This is a genomic window from Rhodoplanes tepidamans, from assembly GCF_030813915.1.
Taxonomy (GTDB): Bacteria; Pseudomonadota; Alphaproteobacteria; order Rhizobiales; family Xanthobacteraceae; genus Rhodoplanes; species Rhodoplanes tepidamans.
Genome location: NZ_JAUSUJ010000006.1, coordinates 61685 through 80643, shown reverse-complemented (window position 1 = coordinate 80643; position 18959 = coordinate 61685). Strand labels below are relative to the sequence as shown.

General features: G+C 72.3%; 12 protein-coding genes. 5 read left to right on the top strand and 7 right to left on the bottom strand.

Translation table 11 applies throughout. The features are described 5' to 3' along the window. Positions 1-164 precede the first annotated feature (164 nt). Complete coding sequence (locus J2S22_RS09195; protein ID WP_370878191.1) at positions 165-2993, top strand: [protein-PII] uridylyltransferase; 2829 nt, start codon at positions 165-167, stop codon at positions 2991-2993. A 6-nt stretch (positions 2994-2999) separates the two neighbouring features. Here the strand turns inward: J2S22_RS09195 and J2S22_RS09190 are convergent, their stop codons facing one another. From J2S22_RS09190 to J2S22_RS09175, 4 genes are all read right to left on the bottom strand, one after another. Beyond that, entirely contained in the window at positions 3000-4754 is a 1755-nt protein-coding gene (locus tag J2S22_RS09190; RefSeq protein ID WP_272779881.1) for a chloride channel protein, read from the bottom strand. A gap of 144 nt (positions 4755-4898) precedes the next feature. Further along, positions 4899-6773, bottom strand: coding sequence for a DNA translocase FtsK (locus tag J2S22_RS09185; protein ID WP_272779880.1), 1875 nt, complete (start codon positions 6771-6773; stop codon positions 4899-4901). Next, positions 6755-8926 carry a hypothetical protein gene (locus J2S22_RS09180; RefSeq protein WP_272779879.1) on the bottom strand — a complete coding sequence of 724 codons (2172 nt, stop codon included), beginning with the start codon at positions 8924-8926 and terminating at the stop codon, positions 6755-6757. Before J2S22_RS09180 ends, J2S22_RS09185 begins: the two co-directional genes overlap by 19 nt. Further along, a complete protein-coding gene (locus J2S22_RS09175) occupies positions 8923-9744 on the bottom strand; it encodes a hypothetical protein (protein WP_272779878.1) in 822 nt (273 codons plus the stop codon). Before J2S22_RS09175 ends, J2S22_RS09180 begins: the two co-directional genes overlap by 4 nt. A gap of 478 nt (positions 9745-10222) precedes the next feature. On the opposite strand from J2S22_RS09175, the gene J2S22_RS09170 reads away from it, so the two are divergent. The 3 genes from J2S22_RS09170 (at position 10223) to J2S22_RS09160 (ending at position 13139) form a co-directional block, all read left to right on the top strand. Then, positions 10223-11200, top strand: coding sequence for a Bug family tripartite tricarboxylate transporter substrate binding protein (locus J2S22_RS09170; RefSeq protein WP_272779877.1), 978 nt, complete (start codon positions 10223-10225; stop codon positions 11198-11200). A 211-nt stretch (positions 11201-11411) separates the two neighbouring features. Beyond that, the gene (locus J2S22_RS09165) at positions 11412-12389 is read left to right on the top strand and encodes a Bug family tripartite tricarboxylate transporter substrate binding protein (RefSeq protein ID WP_272779876.1); all 978 of its coding nucleotides are present in this window, start codon (positions 11412-11414) and stop codon (positions 12387-12389) included. 183 nt (positions 12390-12572) lie between these two features. Continuing rightward, on the top strand, positions 12573-13139 hold the full coding sequence (locus J2S22_RS09160) for an SRPBCC family protein (protein ID WP_272779875.1): 567 nt from the start codon (positions 12573-12575) through the stop codon (positions 13137-13139). Positions 13140-13206: 67 nt separating this feature from the next. Here J2S22_RS09160 and J2S22_RS09155 read toward each other — a convergent pair whose 3' ends face one another. Then, the gene (locus tag J2S22_RS09155; protein ID WP_272779874.1) at positions 13207-13743 is read right to left on the bottom strand and encodes a hypothetical protein; all 537 of its coding nucleotides are present in this window, start codon (positions 13741-13743) and stop codon (positions 13207-13209) included. A 751-nt stretch (positions 13744-14494) separates the two neighbouring features. On the opposite strand from J2S22_RS09155, the gene J2S22_RS09150 reads away from it, so the two are divergent. Then, on the top strand, positions 14495-16651 hold the full coding sequence (locus J2S22_RS09150; protein ID WP_272779898.1) for a transglycosylase domain-containing protein: 2157 nt from the start codon (positions 14495-14497) through the stop codon (positions 16649-16651). A 34-nt stretch (positions 16652-16685) separates the two neighbouring features. On the opposite strand, the gene J2S22_RS09145 is transcribed toward J2S22_RS09150, so the two are convergent. After that, a complete protein-coding gene (locus J2S22_RS09145; RefSeq protein WP_272779873.1) occupies positions 16686-17891 on the bottom strand; it encodes a multidrug effflux MFS transporter in 1206 nt (401 codons plus the stop codon). Between the two features lie 184 nt (positions 17892-18075). Further along, complete coding sequence (locus tag J2S22_RS09140) at positions 18076-18867, bottom strand: M48 family metallopeptidase (RefSeq protein ID WP_272779872.1); 792 nt, start codon at positions 18865-18867, stop codon at positions 18076-18078. Between the last annotated feature and the right edge of the window lie 92 nt (positions 18868-18959).

Genomic DNA, 18959 nt, shown 5'->3' with positions numbered 1-18959 from the left:
AAAACCTGACAAAACCCGGCGAGATCGTCAATATCACAGGAATTTCTAGTATTTACGGGTTCGGAGCATGGCGTTCTCCGTCGCCGTCCCGCGGCAGAAGGGCGTTCCCGCGGTGCCGCAACGGCGGCCGTGACACGATGCGCCGGGTTCGCTATCCAGGCGTCATGACCGACGTGATGGACCGGCCGCTCCGCCCCGCCTGCGAGCTGTTCGACGTGGAGGCCGTCGCGGCCGACCTCGACCGGCTCGCCCACGAGTATCCGGGGCGGGAGCGCGAGCTGCGCACCGCCGTGGCGCAGCGTCTCAAGACCGTGGTGACCGAAGGGCGCGCCAGGGCCGAGCAGCTCCTGCTGGCGGACAAGCACGGGCGACGCTGCGCCGAGCGCCTGTGCGAGATGCAGGACGCCATCATCGCGCTGCTCTACCAGTTCGCGTCGACCCACCTCTACGCGACCCAGAACCCGTCCGACTCGGAGCACATGGCCGTGATCGCCACCGGCGGCTACGGCCGCGGCCTGATGGCGCCCGGCTCCGACATCGATCTCCTGTTCCTGCTCCCCTACAAGCAGACCGCCTGGGGCGAGTCGATCGCCGAGGCGATCCTCTACTGCCTGTGGGACATGGGCCTAAAGGTCGGCCACGCGACGCGCTCGATCGACGAGAGCGTGCGCCAGGCCAAGGCCGACATGACCATCCGCACCGCGATCCTCGAAGCGCGCTTCCTGTTCGGCGAGCAGTCGCTCTACGACGAGCTGGTGACGCGCTTCGACAAGCAGGTGGTGCAGAACACCGGCCCGGAATTCGTCGCTGCCAAGCTGGCCGAGCGCGAGGACCGGCTCAAGCGCGTCGGCCAGTCGCGCTATCTGGTCGAGCCCAACGTCAAGGACGGCAAGGGCGGCCTGCGCGACCTGCACACGCTGTTCTGGATCGCCAAGTACGTCTACCGGGTGCACACGCCCGAGGAGCTGGTCGAGCGCGACGTGTTCGACCGCCAGGAATACAAGCTGTTCCAGCGCTGCGAGGACTTCCTCTGGTCGGTGCGCTGCCACATGCACTTCGTCACCGGCCGCGCCGAGGAGCGGCTGTCCTTCGACATCCAGCGCGATCTCGCCGTGCGGCTCGGCTACACCGAGCATCCCGGCATGCAGGACGTCGAGCGATTCATGAAGCACTACTTCCTGATCGCCAAGGACGTCGGCGACCTCACCGCGATCCTCTGTGCCGGGCTGGAGAGCCGGCACCAGAAGGACGTGCCGATGCTCAACCGCTTCGTCAACCGGCTGCGCCCGCGGCCGCAGCGGACGCTGCGCGAGAGCGACGACTTCATCGTCGACAACAACCGCATCAACATCGCCGATCCGGACGTCTTCTCGCGCGACCCCAAGAACCTGATCCGCATCTTCCATCTCGCCCAGAGGCACAGCCTCGCCTTCCATCCGGACGCGATGCGCACCGCGACCCGCTCGCTCAAGCTGATCGACAAGCACGTGCGGGCCGACCCGGAGGCGAACCGGCTCTTCCTCGAGATCCTCACCGGCCGCAACGACACCGAGATCGTGCTGCGCCGGATGAACGAGGCCGGCGTGCTCGGCCGCTTCGTGCCGGAGTTCGGCCGCGTCGTCTCGATGATGCAGTTCAACATGTACCACCACTACACGGTGGACGAGCACCTGCTGCGCTGCATCGGCGTGCTGGCCGAGATCGAGTCCGGGCAGAGCGAGGAGTACGGCCTCTCCAACGAGCTGATGCGCACCATCCAGCCGGAGCACCGCGACCTGCTGTACGTCGCGCTGTTCCTGCACGACATCGCCAAGGGGCGGCCCGAGGACCACTCGGTGGCCGGCGCCAAGATCGCCCGGCACCTCTGCCCGCGCTTCGGCCTCTCGGCCGCCGACACCGAGACGGTGGCATGGCTGGTCGAGTATCACCTCGTGATGTCGACCATCGCGCAGTCGCGCGACCTCTCTGACCGCCGCACCATCGAGAACTTCGTGCAGATCGTGCAGTCGCTTGAGCGTATGAAGCTGCTCACCATGCTGACCACGGCAGACATCAAGGCGGTCGGCCCCGGCGTGTGGAACTCGTGGAAGTCGCAGCTCCTCCGCGCCCTCTACTACGAGGCCGAGCCGGCCCTCACCGGCGGCTTCTCGGAGGTCAACCGCGCCCAGCGCGTCTCCGCCGCCCAGACGGCGTTCCGCCGCGAGCTCGCCCAGGTCGGCGACTGGCCGGCCGAGCAGGTCGAGACCTATATCGGCCGCCACTACCCGGCCTACTGGCTCAAGGTGGATCTCGCCGCGCAGATCGGCCACGCCCGCTTCGTGCGGGAGACCGAGGCGGCCGGCCTGCCGCTCGCCACCCAGTTCTCGTTCGACCAGAGCCGCGGCGTCACGGTGCTCACCGTGCTGGCGCCCGACCATCCGTGGCTCCTGTCGGTGATCGCCGGCGCCTGCGCCTCGGCCGGCGCCAACATCGTCGACGCGCAGATCTACACGACCACCGACGGGCTGGCGCTCGACACCATCTCGGTGTCGCGCGAGTTCGACCGCGACGACGACGAGGCGCGCCGCGCCGGGCGCATCACCGAGGCGATCGAGAAGGCCCTGCGCGGCGACATGAAGGTGCCCGACATGCTGGCCAAGCGCCAGCCCGGCAAGGGGCGCATCCGCGCCTTCCGGGTGGAGCCCGAGGTGTCGGTCAACAATCAGTGGTCGCACCGCTACACGGTGGTCGAGGTCTCCGGCCTCGACCGGCCGGGCCTGCTCTACGAGCTCACCTCGACGCTCTCGAAGCTCAACCTCAACATCACCTCGGCGCATGTCGCGACCTTCGGCGAGCGCGCCGTCGACGTGTTCTACGTCACCGACCTGATGGGCGCCCGCATCACCTCGCCGACCCGCATCGCCACCATCAAGCGCGCCCTGCTGCAGCCCTTCGCGCCGCGCCCGGAGCGGGTCCCGGGCCCGCTCGCCGGCGACGCGGCGGCGGTGGGATAGGGGGGATCACCCCTCGCCGAGCATCTCCTGGCGGCGGCGCTCGAGCTCGGCCGAGTAGCGGCGCAGCATGTAGGACTCGGTGAGCAGGCCGACCACCTTCCGGCTCTCGGCCGACTCGACCACGGCCAGCGCCTCCGATTCGGTGCGCTCGAACACCGCGGCGGCCTGCTTGGCCGTCATGGTCCGCGACAGCATCTCCTCCTTGAACCGCGCGAGGGCGCGCACCGGCTCCGTCTCGGCGCGCTCCGGCGCGTGCGCCTCCGGCACGATCACCAGGCCGGCGTAGACGTCGCCCTGGTCGACCGCGACCACCTGGCCGGTGGAGCCGAGCGGATAGGCGCGGCGCAGGTCCGCGACCGTCGCGTCGGCCGGGATGGTGCGGGCGTCCCGCATCATCCGGCCGACGGTGAGGTCGCGCATCCAGCCGACGTCGGCGGCGCTGCGGATGGTCTCGCCACGCAGGTGAAACCGCCAGGTCGCGAACGAGTAGCCGAACAGCTCGCGCGTCACCTGCGCGGCGACGATGACGGCGACCAGCACGGCCACCGTGAGCCACAGGTCGCCGGTCGATTCGAGCGCGATGAAGGTCATGGTGAGAGGGCCGCCGACCACCGTGGCGGCGAGCGCGCTCATGGCGACGACCGACCAGACGTTGGGATCGATGGACATGCCCGGGAAGGCGGTGCCGAGCAGGCCGGCGAACAGCTGGCCGGCGAGCCCGCCCATCAGGAGCGACGCGAAGAACAGACCGCCGCGAAATCCGGAGCCGAGCGACACCGCCGAGGCGACGATCTTGAGGACCAGGACGAGCGCCACGGTCTTCAGCGGCAGGTCCAGGATTCCGACCAGATGCAGCGCGCCGTGACCCGAGGAAAGCACCTGCGGGGTCACCAGCGCGAGCGCGCCGACCACGAGGCCGCCGAGGCAGGGGCGCAGCGCCGGCCGCAGCAGGCGGGCGAACACCGCCTCGATGGCGGCCACGCCCCGCATCACGGCGATGCCGAGCGCGGCCATGGCGAGCCCGATCAGCACGGCGAGCAGCAGCTCGTGCGGGGCGACCGCGGCCGCCTGCGGCGCCACGATGCCGATATGGGTCGGCGCGATCGCGCCGGCGACCGCGTAGCCAACCACGGCCGCGGTGGCGATCGGGGCGAGGCCCGCCACCGAGTAGGTCCCGATCACGAGCTCGAAGGCGTAGAAGGCGCCGGCGAGCGGCGCCGCGAAGGCGCCGGCGATGGCCCCGGCGGCGCCGCAGCCGACCAGCACGCGCAGGTCGCCGCGGCGCAGTCGGAAGGCGATGCCGATGCGCGAGGCGATCCCGCTCGCCAGCTGGGTGTAGCCGGCCTCCAGCCCGACCGAGGCGCCGACCCCGCTCGACCACACGGTCTTGATCGCGACCACCACGCTGCCGACCAGCGACATGCGGCCGCCGTGCAAGGCGTTGGCCTCGATCGGGTCGACCTCGCGCTGCGGCCGCCGCGCCGCGACGAGGGCCGAGACGACGCCGAACGCCAGCCCGCCGAGGCACGGCACCGTCAGGGCCGCGACGGCGTCGACCGACCAGGAGGCCGACAGCCGGGTTCCGGACGGGATGCCGAACAGCAGCGCGTGCAGCAGGTCGACGGCCGCGCTCATCGCCGTGACCACCAGGCCGGCGATCGCCCCGACCGCGGCGCCGAGCACGACGAGGGCGGTCTCGCGCGAGCGGACCAGCGCCCGCAGCCGGTGGGGGGCTTCGAACTCGCCGGGGGAAGGAGCCACGCGCGTGCCTTGCGAACTTCGGGGGCGCCGGCGCGCGCGCCGCTGCCGCCGTGGGGGAGAACCGGGTGGGGCGGCGTCCCGGACGGCGGCACTGTGGCCGAGCCCCGCCGCCGCGGCAAGCCCGTCCGGCCGACCGCGCGCGCCTCAGCCCCGGCGCCCGCCCCGCCGCGGCGGCGCCACCGCCGCCAGGAACTCGGCCTGCGGGACGAACAGGCCCTGCGCCCGCACCAGACCCTTGCCGAAGTCGCAGAGGAGGTCGCCCTTGCCGTAGAGGCTCTCGGCGCCGGGCTCGTCGAGGACGATCAGGGCGTTCACGGCGTTGGCGACCTTCAGGCACACCTTCAGCGGCAGGTTCGCCTTGACCAGGCCGGTGACGATCGTCCGGTCCGGGCGCTGCGTCGCCAGCACCAGGTGGATGCCGGCGGCCCGGCCCATGCCGGCGAGGCGGGCGACCAGCGCCTCGAACTCCCGCTTCTCGTCGCGGCCGGCGAGGACGAGGTCGGCGAACTCGTCGAAGATCAGCACCAGGAACGGGATGTCGGTCTCGCCGGCGGCGATGCGCTCGGCGAGATTCGCGAAGCCGCCGCGCTTGAGGCGCTGGTAGCGCGCGTCCATCTCGGCGGTCGCGGCGCGCAGGATCGCCATCGCGTCGGCGAGCGTGGTCGCCGGCGGGCGCCACAGCCAGGGGCTGTCCTCGACCCCGGCGAAGGTGAGGATCTTGGGATCGATCAGGGCGATGCGCACCTGCGCCGGCGTGTTGCGCAGCACCAGGCTCGCCACCAGCGCCTTGAGCCACTCGCTCTTGCCCGAGCCGGTCGAGCCGGCGACCAGCGCGTGGCAGGTGTTGGGATCGGCGAAGTCGGCGACCACCGGATCGCCCTCCACCCCGATTCCGATCGGGAACGCGACAGGGCTCTTCAGCGTGGCCGCGAGGCGCCCGGCGAGCGCCTCCTTCAGCAGGCACGGCTTCGGCTCCGGCCGCGGCAGGTCGAGAATCACGTGGCCCTTGCCGGCCCGGATCAGCGGCGGCACCGAAAGCGACAGCGGGATCTGCAGATCCTCGGCCCGGTTGGCCAGCGACGACACCTTCACGCCGGGAGCCGGGGCGAGGCGCAGGCGGACGAGCTGCGGTCCCTCGATCACGCCGGCGACCTCGACCTCCAGATTGAAGCCGCGGAAAGCCGCGACGACGGCACGGCCGACCGCGCCCGGATCGGAGTGCGCCGCGGCCGGCCCGGAGGCGGGGGCCGCCGTCGGCGCGGCGCCCGCCGCGGTCGCCGGGCGGGCGGACGGGAACATCTCGCGCAGCACCGGCGCGACCATGCCGGAGAAGATGTCAGCGAGGTCGTCGCGAGAGACCGGCACCTCGCCGAAATCCGGCAGGTAGTATTCGAGCGTGCCGGAGAAGCCGCAGCCCGGCCGCCAGATCGGCAGCAGATGCGCGTAGATGGCGAGCTGGACCAGGTCGGCCCGCTGGCGGTCGCCCTGCGAGAGCTTGTAGTCGACGACCTCGAGATGCCGCTCGGGATGGATGCGGATGGCGTCGACCCGGGCCCTGACCTCGACCGTGTCGTCGCCGATCCGCACCGGAATGCGGGCGAGCTCCTGCTCGGCGCCGACGAACACGTCCTGCCAGTTCTCGAAGTGCGTCGCGCGTCGCCGCAGGTCGATCAGCCGTGTGCAGAAGGTGCGCAGGCGGGCCGTGAACAGCTGCGCCTCCTCGCCGCGGCCCTTCTCGAACAGCTTGTCGGTGACGGCCTGCAGCGAGCTCGCCCACAGATGGTCGAGCAGCGAGTCGGCGGTGTCGAGGCGGGCCGCCGCGGCGAGGCTGGCGGGCGCCGTCAGCCAGCGCACCAGCGCCTCGGCCTCCTTGTGGAAGCGCAGGCTCATCGCCCGCGGCGTGCCGGGCGGCGCGAAGCTGCGGGTCGAGGGCCGCTCGCCGGCGCACCATCGCGCCCGCCAGTCCGGGTCGAGGACGGCGGCCGTCAGCTCGCTCGCCGTCAGGGTGTGATGCGCCATTGCAGGAAGATGGTTCGGGGCCCCGGATGCGCCTTCAGGTTCGGATGCGCCTCGACGCTGCGCAGCAGCGGATCGCGCAGGCGCTCGTCGCCGAGCCGGTCGAGCACCGCGGCGATGTCGACGATGCGCTGCTCCCGCACCGTGTCGAGCACGATGCGCAGCCGCGCCGGATCGAGCGCGTGCGGCAGAGCGGGTGTCTCGTGACCGTTCACCGCGGAGGCCTGTCGCGCCGGCCCGGCAGCGGGGCTCGGGCGGGAGGCCGGACGCGCCGGATCGTGCCGGGTCGCGCCGAGGCCCGCCCCCTGCGGGGCCGGCGGGCGCTCCGCCAGCTCGGCGAGCTCGGCCGCGAAGCGCTGCTGCAGGAAGGCCAGCGTCTCGGCGCCCGAGTACGGGATGTTGCCCTGGAGCGCGTTGGAGTAGAGCTCGCGCGCCGCATGCAGGGCGCAGACCTGGTCGAGGGTCAGCTCGACGATGGCGAAGCCCTTCCGCTCGGCCGCCTCGATCACCTGGTTGACGGCCTTCCAGGTGGGCCGCGGCACCTTCGGCAGATCGGGCGTGCGGAACACGTAGGTCAGCACGGTGCGGCCCGGGATGGCGTCGGCGAGGTCCTGCGCCTCCTTGGCGATGCTGCCCCAGCGGTGCCAGTGGTCGCCGCCCTCGAAGGCGAAGAACACCGAGCGGTCCGGCCAGGCCCACTCGACCGTGACGTAGCGGCGATGCGCCGGCCGGCTGACCGTGACGCCCGGCTGGCCTTTGCCGACGTCCTTGACGAACCACATCAGCGCGTCCGGGCTGTAGGCGATGAGCGCCTGCTTGGAGCGGACGTCGTTGACCTGCAGGAGGAACAGGTCGTCGAGAGGCGGCGGCGGGGATGGCGGCTTGCCGCGTTCGTCCTGCGGGGACGCGAGCGCTCGGAAACGGTCGGCCGCGCGGATCAGCAGGGCCCGCACGCCGAGCTGCGGCACCGGATCGAAGACAGACTCGAGCCAGCCGTCGGCGAAGAAGCGCGCGATCTCCGCCTCGTCCAGGTCGTGGTCCTGCAGCCGCGCGAGAACCAGCTCGCGCGCCCCGTCCAGCTTGATCCCCTCCAGCTCGACGATCGGAGACAGCCGGTCCCGTTGCGGCTGTGCGATGCGAGGCAGGATCTCGGTCGCCCAGTTCTCCTGGTTGGCCGTGATCACCGTGAGGTGGTTGCGCAGGTCGACATAGAGCTGGTCGATGCAGTTGCCGAGCGTTCGGATCAGGGCCGGGTCGCTGGCGTAGAACTCGGTCTGGTCGAAGCAGAACAGGAACGGCCGATAGTAGCAGGCGAGCTGACAGAGCCCCTGCAGGCGGCGGAAGCTGAGGTCGTTGATCTCCTGCGCGGTCGAGTCGCCGCGGCCTTCGTTGTCGGCGGCGGACAGTCCGAGGAACTCGACCTCGTCGACCTCGAGCGGCTCGGCCCGCAGCCATTTGAGCGCGGTGCGGCGGCCTTCGCCGTGGCGCTCGTCGAGCGCGATCGCCGCCAGGACGATCAGCCAGGCCTGCTCGCGCCCGTCGAGATCGATCCCGCGCAGATGCAGCCGGGCGGAGAGCTTTCCGATGTCGCGCGGATCGAGGATGCGGCCGCTCAGCCATTCGAACCATGGCCGCGTCTTCTCGTCGGGCAGGGCCGCCTCGGCCCCGAGCTTGCGCAGGAAGGAGACCGCGCCGTCTGCGTCCTTGTAGCCCGGGAGGTCGGCGACGAAGTCTGCCGCCACATGGGCGAGGGTGCCGACCGCGAGCGACTCGATCTGGCGCGGCGCCCCCCTGCGCGCCTCGTCCGGCTGCTCCAGCTCCTGGAGGGTGAGCAGCAGGATCGAGTGCCACGCCTTGTAGGGATCCTGGAACGGCCGCAGATACACCTTGGTGGCGCGCCGCCCGAGCCTGGCGAACAGGCGGCCGAGCAGGTGCGACTTGCCGTAGCCGCGGTCCGGCGAGACGACGAGCTGGGCCTTCTTGGGGCTCGTCGGCCGGCGCGGCGGCGGGCCGCCGTCGAGCGCCGAGAACTCGCGGTGCAGGCGGCTCAGCGGCGCGTCGTTGAGGCCGCGAACCGAGAACGAGACCTCGCGTGGCTCGCGGACCACGTCGTCCTCGAACGGGTTCACGGCGAGCTCGGCGAAGGTCTTCGTCATCGGTCGTCCTTTACGACGACGGTGACGAAGGGCTCGGCGAAGCCGGGCAGGCGGATGCCGGCCTCGATCACGGCGGCGGGAAGCTCGACCGAGGTGGTCGGATGGATCGAGATCCGGCCCGCCTTGGCCTCGGCGAGCAGCAGCGCGTGCAGCGCCTCGCGCGGCGCGCCCAGCGCAGTCTGCAGATCGAGAATCTTGACCGCCGAGAAGCCGCCCTGCTCGGCCTTGAGCCGCCGATAGGCCGGCAGCAGCGCCGCGAGGTCGAGCTGCTGCGGCGCCGCTGCCGCGGCCGACACGGCGGTCGGGGCCGGCGCGGCGGGCGCCGCGGCCGATGCGTTCGGCGCAGGCGCGCCGTCGTCCGCCGCCTCCAGGCCGAAACGGTCCGCCGCGACGTCGCGGTGGAGGTAGTACCTGGACGTCCCGCAACCGAGCTCGACGATCTCGCGGCGCGCAACCGCGTGCTTGATCGCGTCGGCGAAGTACCGCCGGTGCAGTCCCGTGACCTTCTTCTCGAGGCCGGGCCGGGACAGCAGCTTGGTGCCCGACTGGAGCACGAGCCGGACCAGGATCGCGCTCGCGGTCTCGATCGAGGGACCCTGGCCGCTGCCGAACCAGTACTGGGTGCCGCCGTGCCGGACCGGGCCCCAGATCGCCCCCTCGCGCGCCAGCGCGGCGAGCCGGTCGCGCAACGCCGCCTCGCGCTCGGCGGCGCCGCGTCTGCCGCTGCCGACGAACTTGCCCTTGATCCTGCCGAGCGTCAGGCCGGCATCCTTGGCGGCGACGATCGCCGGGAGGAGGTCGTCGAGCTTCGAGGCCATGGCAGCGACCGGGTCGGGCAATGAAACGGCGGAACCGGCCGGCATCATAGTCGGTGTGCAGCGCGAGAAAAGCCGAATCTGCCGCCCGGGCGGCCGCGTGTGCGGGGCGCAGCGGAGCGCATGGAGGCCTCGCCCCGGCCCGTCCAGCCGGGCCGGGGATCTTGGCGGCCGCCTCGGCCGAAGCCGGAGAGTGCCGCCGGACCGTCCCGAGCGTCCTTGCATGCAAAGTGGACGGACGAGCCGGGCCGTGGCGGACGTGATCACGTGTGCGGATGCTCTGCTGCCGCGCAGCATCGATGTCGCGCTGCAGCGCGTGCGCCGCGGCGGAACAAACAAATCACGTCGCGACCATTCGGCGCTGCATGGGCGTCTTCCCACCGGCCGCGGGCATGCTAGGCTTCGCCCGCCTCACGACCGACCTCGGTCTCTCCATTCCCGTCTCGCCATCGGCCTCTTCCGTCGACACGGAGCTTGCGACATGAAGTCTGTGCTGCTTCTGGCCGCCTGCGCGGCCGGCGTCGTCCTCGCGCAGGGCGCTTCCGCCGAGACCTATCCGAGCCGTCCCGTCACCGTCATCGTCGCGGCGAGCGCCGGCGGTCCCACCGACACCATCGCCCGCATCGTCACCGAGCGCATGGCGACGGCGCTCGGCGGCGCCACCATCGTGATCGAGAATGTCGGCGGCGCCTCCGGCACCATCGGCACCGGCCGCGTCGCGCGCAGCCAGCCGGACGGCTACACGCTCGGCATCGGCGGCTGGAACCATTATGTCGTCAACGCCGGCATCTATCCGAACCTCAATCACGACCTGTTCGCCGATTTCGCGCCGATCGCCCAGCTCGCCTCGGGTCCGCAGATCATCCTGTCCAAGAAGGACGTGCCGGCGACCGACCTGAAAGGCCTGATCGCCTGGCTGAAGAGCCAGCCCGGCCCGACCATGGCGACCGGCGGCGTCGGCGCGCCCGGCCACGTCTCCGGCCTCACCTTCCAGGACCGCATCGGCGTCAAGTTCCAGTTCGTGCCGTATCGCGGCTCGGCACCCGGCCTCAAGGACGTGGTCGCCGGCCATCTCGACACCATGATCGAGCAGACCTCGGGAGCGCTGCCGCAGATCCGTGCCGGCACCGTCAAGGCCTATGCGGTGACGTCGCCGACCCGGCTCGGCGTCCTGCCCGACCTGCCGACCGTCGACGAGGCCGGCCTGCCCGGATTCCACGTCTCGGTGTGGCAGGGCCTGTGGGCCCCGAAGGGCACGCCGCCGGAGATCCTGGAGAAGCTCGGCGCGGCGGTGCGCGAGGCACTGGCCGATCCCAAGACCAAGGCGCGCTACGGCGAGATCGCCCAGGAGATCCCGCCGGCCGCCCACCAGACGCCGGCCGGCTTCACGGCCTACCACAAGGCCGAGATGGACAAGTGGGTGCCGGTGATCAAGGCGGCCGGCATCACCACGAACTGAGCCCGGCGCGGCGCGGGCGGCCTCCGTCCGCGTCGCCGCGTGCCGCGGGCATGGCGATCCGGCGTTCCGCGATTGATGCACTGGATTGCTCAATCCAAAAAAACGAACCATTTGCGTCATCACTGCGCAAAGCGCAGCGTCCGCCCGCAACCGACGCGCCGGGGGCCGGCTCCGCCCGCCCGGGCCGGCGCGCACCCGAGGGAGATCGCCGATGATTCTGTCGAGACGCCTCGCGCTCGCGACGCTCGCGCTGCCGCTCGTTCTCGCCGCTCCGGCCGTGGCGACGGCCCAGTCGTTCCCGACCAAGCCCGTCCACATCCTGGTGCCCTATGCGGCCGGCGGCGCCGTCGACGTGCTGGCCCGGACGGTCGGCCAGGCGGTGTCGAAGACCTGGGGCCAGCAGATCGTGGTCGACAACCGCCCCGGCGCCGGCGGCATCATCGCCTCGCAGGCGCTGATCCAGTCGCCGCCCGACGGCTACACGCTGCTGCTCGTCGCCAGCGGCCACCCGCTCAACCAGTTCTTCTATCCGAAGCTGCCCTACGACACCTTCGCCGACTTCACCCCGATCACCGAGGTCGCCTACTCGCCGCTCACCATCAACGTGGCGAAGAACAGCCCGGTGAAGAGCCTGAAGGAGCTGCTCGACCAGGCGCGGGCCAAGCCCGAGAGCCTGTCCTACGGGATGTCGGGCATCGGCACCTCGGCGCATCTCGCCGGCGAGCTGCTCAACCACATGGCCAAGGTGAAGATCGTCTCGATCCCCTACAAGGGCGGCGCGCCCGCGCTGATGTCGGTGATCGCCGGCGAGATCCCGATGAGCTTCAATCCGATGGCCGAGGTGGTCGGGCAGCTCGAGGGCGGCACCGTGCGGGCGCTCGCGGTGACGACCGCCGTGCGCTCGCCGGCCCTGCCGGACGTGCCGACCGTCGCCGAGGCCGGCGTCGCCGGCTTCGACACCGCCGTCTGGTGGGGCCTGCTCGGGCCGAAGGGCATGGACCCGGCGCTGGTGGCGAAGCTCCAGAAGGACGTCGCCGACGCGCTGAAGGACCCGACCGTCGTCGCCTATCTGAAGAAGACCGGCTCGGTCGCGGTCGGCTCCACGCCGAAGGAGTTCGAAGCCTACATGAAGGCCGAGGCCGAGAAGTGGGGCCCGGTGATCAAGGCCGCCAACATCCAGCTGAAGTGAGCGAACGGCGGGCCCGCCCCTGCGGCGGGCCTGCCTCGACGCGCCGGCGGCAGGGCCCGCACGTCTCGCCCTGCCGCGCCCTTGGGCGCATCGACGCCGACCGGCCGGTCGGGTAGGAGACGGTGGCCGCTGCCGCGCCGGATCGGCGCGGCAGCGGCGCCGTCCGTCCGGGGCCGATCGATCATGCAGTTCGAGAATTCGTTCGACGTCTCGCTTCCGCCCGACGTGGCGTGGCGCCGGCTCATCGACATCCCCCGCATCGCGCCCTGCCTGCCCGGCGCCGAGCTGACCGACGTCACGGACACGGGCGAGTTTCTCGGCCGGTTCTCGGTCAGGGTCGGGCCGGTCCGTCTGCGTTTCGACGGGCGGGCCAGGATTGTGGCGCTCGACGACGTCGCCCGTACGGCGCGGGTCGAATGCGAAGGGCTGGACGAGGGGCGGCGCGGCACCGTGATGGCGGTGGTCGATTTCCGCCTGGAGCCGACGGCTGCCGGCAGCCGGGTCGTGGTCACGACCGATCTCACCCTCGCCGGGCCGATCACCCGTTATGTGCGCGGCACTGCCGTCTATCGCGACATTGCCGCGTATCTGCTCCAGGACTTCGCCGAAACGCTCGACCAGACGGTGGCGGCCGAAGCGGACGCGACCGGGATCGCGCCCGACGCGGGCGGGCCGGCACCGGCGGTCGACGGCCTGCATGTCCTCGGCCGGGCGATCGGCAGCGCCGTCGGGCTTCGCAGGATCGGATGAGCCCACGGCCCGGACGGCGCTCGCGCCATCCAGGATCGGGCGACGCCGAGGCGGTCGGCGCTGCCGGTCAGCAGCAGCCGCGGCGATAGACCACCGTGTAGGCGCAGCCGCCGCAGCCGTAGCCGGCCGGAACCATCGTGTAGCCCGACCAGCCGCAGCCGGTTCCGAACCCGCCGCCGCAGCCGGTGCCCCAGGCCGCACCCGCATAGCCGGCGCCGGAGTCGTATCCGTAGCCCGGCCCGTAAGCGGGTGCGTAGGCGCCCGGAGCCGTGGCGCCGTAGACCGCCGCCGCAGCGACGCCGGCGCCGATCGCGGCCGGCGCCCACGGCCGGTAGCCGTAACCACGCCAGCCATAGGCCCGCGGCCCGTAGCCCCGCCACCCGGCGGCGCGCCAGCCATGGGGACGCACGCGGGTGCCGCGCCAGCCCGCCGCCCGCCAGCCGTAGCCGCGGGCCATCGCCGGTCGCGCCCAGGCGCGGCCCGGGACGGCGTAGCCGCCGCCCCGATGCATCCCGGGCCCGTGCCAGCGCTGCGCCGAGGCGGCGGGAGAAAACGCCAGGGTCGCCGCCCCGGCGACCAGCATCGTGTACGCGATACGCTTCATGTCGGTTCCTCCCGCTGTCGATGGCATCGCCGCCCGGCCGGCGGCGTCCGGCCGTGTCGCCCAGCGGCGCCGGCCTTTCGGGGGTCGACCGTTCGGTCACGTCCGCGGACGCCGCCCGGTCGCCGTGTCCAGCGGCCGTCCGGCCCGCGACCGCACGCGTCGAGAGTGTCCGCCGCCGGTCCCGCCACGACAACGGCCGACCGCTAAAATTCGAGGTAATTCCTCGTTATCGATGAATCTTAGGGAATGTGCCGCTGGCGTGCGCTGTTTCACGTGCGTGCCGACGATGTGTTGTGCTCGGTCGCGTTTCCGCGAGGCCGAGAGGGTCCGAGGGGGGCGCCCCTCACTTAACCCCCCCGTAACCCTGCCGCCTCTACGCTTTCGCCGGGACAGGCCGGGGCCGCGGGGGCGGCGCCGGCGCGTCGGCGTGCCGGGCTTTCGGGCCAGGATCAGGCGGCGCCGGCGACACGGGACCGTCGCGGTCCGGCCGGGGAGTGGGATGGCGCCGCCGAAGAGCACGCGAGACGCCGGAGCCGGCACCGGGGTGAAGACGGCGCGGGCCGCCGGCCGTGACGGCGCCGGGAGCCGCGCCCCCGAGGTGAAGCCGCCGCCGAAAGGCGAGCCGAAAAAATCCCGGGCGCCGCTCATCGTGGTCGACGAGGACGCCCAGGTCGGGATTCCGCGCTCGGGCAAGCGACGGCGCGACGAGGACGCGGACTTCGAGGCATTCGACATCGACGAGGGGCCGGCCATGTCGCAGGCGACCGGGAAGGGCGGGGCCGGCAGGACCGGCGGCGCGAAGCCGGGCGGGGCGAAGGCGGCCAAGGCGACCGGCAGCTCCTCGAACGGCAAGTCTGCGAACGGCGGGGTGGGCGGCAAGGGCGGCAAGGGCAGGGGCGGCGGCCGGAGCCGCGGCCCCAAGGGCTCGGCGTTCGGGCGCGGCGTCTACTGGGCGGCGGTCGCCGGCCTGTGGTGCGTCGTCGCCGCCGGAGCCCTGTTCATCTACGTCGCCATGCACCTGCCGCCGATCCACGCGCTCGAGGTGCCGAAGCGGCCGCCCAACGTCCAGATCACCGGGATGGACGGCACGCTGCTCGCCAGCCGCGGCGACATGGGCGGCTCGGCGCTCGCTCTCCGGGACATGCCGGCGCATCTGCCCAACGCCTTCATCGCCATCGAGGACCGCCGCTTCTACTCGCATTTCGGCATCGACCTGCTCGGGCTGGGTCGCGCCGTGTGGGCCAACGTCGCGCGACGCGGCATCGCCCAGGGCGGCTCGTCGATCACCCAGCAGCTCGCCAAGAACCTCTTCCTGCGGCCGGAGCGCACCATCATGCGCAAGCTCGAGGAGGTGATGCTGGCGCTGTGGCTGGAGCAGAAGTTCTCCAAACGCGAGATCCTGGAACTCTACCTGAACCGGGTCTATTTCGGCTCCGGCGCCTATGGGGTCGAGGCGGCGTCGCAGCGCTATTTCGGCAAGTCGGCCCGCGAGGTGTCGGTCGGCGAGGCGGCGCTGCTGGCGGGCCTCGTGAAGTCGCCGTCGAAGCTGGCGCCGACCCGCAACTACGACGGCGCCGGCCGCCGCGCCCAGCTCGTCCTCGCCGCCATGGCGGAGGAGGGCATGGTGCCGGACGGCGTGATCAAGGCCGCGATGGCGGATCCGCCGCGAGTCGTGAAGCCGGGCGGCGGCTCGGCCGGCTACGTCGCCGACTGGGTGATGGACGTGGTCAACGACATCGTCGGCCGGGTCGAGGACGATCTCGTGGTCGAGACGACGATCGATCCGGCCCTGCAGATTCTCGCCGAGCGCGCCGTGATCGACACGCTGACCCAGCGCGGCGAGAAGTTCGGGGTCGCCCAGGCGGCGCTCGTCGCGATGACGCCGGAGGGCGGCGTGCGGGCGCTGGTCGGCGGGCGGAACTACCAGGAGAGCCAGTTCAACCGTGCCGTGGCGGCCAAGCGCCAGCCGGGCTCGGCGTTCAAGCCGTTCGTCTATCTCACCGCGATCGAGCGCGGCCTGCGTCCCGACACGGTGCGGGACGACAAGCCGATCGCCATCAAGGGCTGGCGGCCCGAGAACTACGGCCGCGAGTATCACGGTCCCGTCACCCTGACCCAGGCGCTGGCGCATTCGCTCAACACCGTGTCGGTGCGTCTCACCATGGAGTTCGGGCCGCAGGCCGTGACCCGCACCGCCTACCGGCTCGGCATCGCCTCCAGGCTCGAGCCCAACGCCTCGATCGCGCTCGGCACCTCGGAGGTGTCGGTGCTGGAGCTGGTCAACGCCTACACGCCCTTCGCCAATGGCGGGCTCGCCACGGTGCCGCACGTGGTCCAGCGCATACGCGGGCCGAAGGGCAAGGTGCTCTATGCGCGCCCGTCCTCGGTGCTCGGCCGCGTCGTCGAGCCGGCCTATGTGGCGATGATGAACCAGATGATGCGCGAGACCGTGCGGGTCGGCACGGCGCGCGGCGCCGCCGGCGGCCTGCCGGGCTGGCCGGTCGCCGGCAAGACCGGCACCAGCCAGGATTTCCGCGACGCCTGGTTCGTCGGGTTCACGGGCCACCTCGTCACCGGCGTGTGGTTCGGCAACGACGACAACTCGCCGACCCGCAAGATGACGGGCGGCGGCCCGCCGGTGGAGACCTGGGCGAAGTTCATGCGCAGCGCCCATGACGGCGTGCCGATCGCCGATCTGGTCGGCCTGTCGGGCACCACGGCCGGGGTGCCTGCGCCGGCGCCGGCCCCGGTGCCGGCTCCGTCCGCCGTCGCCCCCGGCTGGGGCGCGACGGCCTCGCCCGCGCCGGCGCCCCGCCCGGCCCCGGTCGCTGCGGCCGGCGGATCGCAGCGCCCGGCCGCCTCCGCCGGGCTCGACGGCTGGTTCCTGGATCGCCTGCTCGGGCGGTGAGGCCGCGCCGGCCGGGCCCCCGCGACGAGCGGGCTCAGCCGTGCCGCCGGTGCGCGGCGGCCCGCACCTTCCGCGTCGTGATCCAGATCGCGAAGGTAGCGACGCCGGTCAGCGCGATGGCGATCACCATCGGCCAGGCGGTCGCGCCGAGCGCCAGCCCGACCACGGCGCCGACCGCGGCGCCCACCGTCTGCTGCACGCCGCCGACCAGCGACGAGGCGGCGCCGGCGCGCTCCGGGAACGGCTGCAGCGTGCCGGCCTGCGCCTGCGGCATCGCCATGCCGAAGCCGAACAGGAACACGGCGAGCGCTGCCGCCAGCGCCGCCATCGAGTGCGGCGCGAAGCCGACGGCGGCGAGCGAGCCCAGCCCGCCGACCAGCACGCCGGTCGCGCCGATCCCGATGGTGCGGTCGAAGCCGAGCCGCATCACCACATGGGCCGCCGTCAGCGTGCCGGAGATGAAGCCGAGCGAGGTCACGCCGTAGAACAGGCCGAAGCCGGTGGGCGACAGGCCGTAGACGCTCTGCATCACGAAGGGCGAGCCGGAGATGTAGGAGAACAGGCCCGAAAAGGTCGCCGTGACGATCCCGAGATAGGCGAGGAACGCCTTGTTCTTCAGGATGATGCCGAAGGACTCGAGGGAGCCGCGGACGAGCTTGGCGTGCTTCGGCGACGGCGGCACCGTCTCGGGCAGCAGGCCGCCGACCACGCTCATGGCGGCGATCCCGGCGACGAGGATCAGCACGAAGCCGGCCCGCCAGCCGAGCCATTCCTCCAGCACGCCGCCGACCATCGGCGCGAGGATCGGGGCGAAGCCCATGATGGCGCCCATCAGGGCCATCTCGCGGGCGGCGCGGGCTCCCTCGTAGAGGTCGCGCACCACGGTGCGGGCCAGCACGATGACGCCGGCGGCGCCGGCGCCCTGTAGCACGCGGGCGGCGATCAGCGTGGTGATGGTCGGGGCGAGCGCACAGGCGAGCGTGCCGACACAGAACACCACCAGCGAGAAGGACAGCACCGGCTTGCGGCCGAAGCGGTCCGAGATCGGCCCGAAGAACAGCTGCCCGACCGCGAAGCCCAGCATGTAGAACGAGATGGTGAGCTGCACCTGCGACGGCGTCGCGGCGAGCGTCCGCCCGATCTCCGGGAACGACGGCAGATAGAGGTCCATGGCGAGCGGGCCGAGCGCGGTCAGCAGCGCCAGCAGGGCCGTCAGGGCGAAGGTGTCGGGACGGAGCATCGGGGGTACGCAGGGTCCGGGTGCGAGAGGGGCGCGCGGCGCGATCGCGGCACCGGCCCGGCCGGGCCTGCCGGCCCGGCATGTAGCGCATGCGGCCGCGCCGTGTCGAGGTGCGCCGCATCCTACGAGGTCCTGGCCGGGACACTCGTCCCGGCCAGGACGGGTCAGACTCCTGTCCGCGGACTCACATTGCGGCCGGGCGGCGGCGGGCCGGCGGCTCGTCCTTGCGGGCGCCGTAGCGGTGGAGGTCGCCGCCGTGCACGTCGAGCCACACCTTGGCGCGGCGCATGTCGGGGCAGAGCTTGAGCAGCAGTCGCCAGAACCGCGACGAGTGGTTCATCTCGACGAGATGCGCCACCTCGTGGGCGGCGAGGTAGTCCAGCACGTAGCGGGGCGCCAGCACCAGGCGCCACGAGAACGACAGTGCCCCGGTGGTGGAGCACGAGCCCCAGCGGCTGGTCTGGTCCCGGATGGTGATCCGCTTGATGCGGAGGCCGAGCCGGTCGGCGTAGACGCGGGCCGCGGCCTCGACGTCGCGCTTCGCCTCGCGGCGCAGGAAGTCGGTGACCCGCCGCTCCAGATGCGCCGCCTCGCCGGCGACGCACAGCAGCTTCTCGCCGCTCTCGTCGGTCTCGGTCCACACCGTGCCGCGGGCGCCGCGGCGGTGGACGATGCGGTGCGGCGTGCCGCGCAGCGGCAGAACGGTGCCGGGCGCGAAGGGGGCCGGCTTGGGCAGCCGCCCCATCCGGGCCGCGATCCAGCCGCCGTGCCGCTCGGCGAAATCGCGCGCCTCCTTGACGGTGCCCTGCGGCGGCATGGTCAGCACCACGTCGCGGGTCGCGGCCTGGATGCGCAGCGTGTAGCGGCGCGCCTGCCGGTGCCGGCGCAGCCGGACCAGATAGATCGAGCGCTCGAACACCACCTCGATGGCGTGCGGTTCGCTCGGGCGACGATAGAGCATGGCGCGCAGAGTCATGACGGTCGATTCCGCCCCCCGTCCTGGGGCCGGAGTGTGCCATATTCGGGGCAGCTTGAAGCCCCCTCCGAACGGTCCTTTTGGAGGGGCCA

Excerpts from the sequence above, each read along its gene's own strand:
- J2S22_RS09140 (WP_272779872.1), bottom strand. The coding sequence starts at position 18,867 with ATGACTCTGCGCGCCATGCTCTATCGTCGCCCGAGCGAACCGCACGCC.
- J2S22_RS09180 (WP_272779879.1), bottom strand. The coding sequence starts at position 8,926 with ATGACGAAGACCTTCGCCGAGCTCGCCGTGAACCCGTTCGAGGACGAC.
- J2S22_RS09145 (WP_272779873.1), bottom strand. The coding sequence starts at position 17,891 with ATGCTCCGTCCCGACACCTTCGCCCTGACGGCCCTGCTGGCGCTGCTG.
- J2S22_RS09160 (WP_272779875.1), top strand. The coding sequence starts at position 12,573 with ATGCAGTTCGAGAATTCGTTCGACGTCTCGCTTCCGCCCGACGTGGCG.
- J2S22_RS09170 (WP_272779877.1), top strand. The coding sequence starts at position 10,223 with ATGAAGTCTGTGCTGCTTCTGGCCGCCTGCGCGGCCGGCGTCGTCCTC.
- J2S22_RS09185 (WP_272779880.1), bottom strand. The coding sequence starts at position 6,773 with ATGGCGCATCACACCCTGACGGCGAGCGAGCTGACGGCCGCCGTCCTC.
- J2S22_RS09165 (WP_272779876.1), top strand. The coding sequence starts at position 11,412 with ATGATTCTGTCGAGACGCCTCGCGCTCGCGACGCTCGCGCTGCCGCTC.
- J2S22_RS09195 (WP_370878191.1), top strand. The coding sequence starts at position 165 with ATGACCGACGTGATGGACCGGCCGCTCCGCCCCGCCTGCGAGCTGTTC.
- J2S22_RS09155 (WP_272779874.1), bottom strand. The coding sequence starts at position 13,743 with ATGAAGCGTATCGCGTACACGATGCTGGTCGCCGGGGCGGCGACCCTG.
- J2S22_RS09175 (WP_272779878.1), bottom strand. The coding sequence starts at position 9,744 with ATGGCCTCGAAGCTCGACGACCTCCTCCCGGCGATCGTCGCCGCCAAG.
- J2S22_RS09150 (WP_272779898.1), top strand. The coding sequence starts at position 14,495 with ATGTCGCAGGCGACCGGGAAGGGCGGGGCCGGCAGGACCGGCGGCGCG.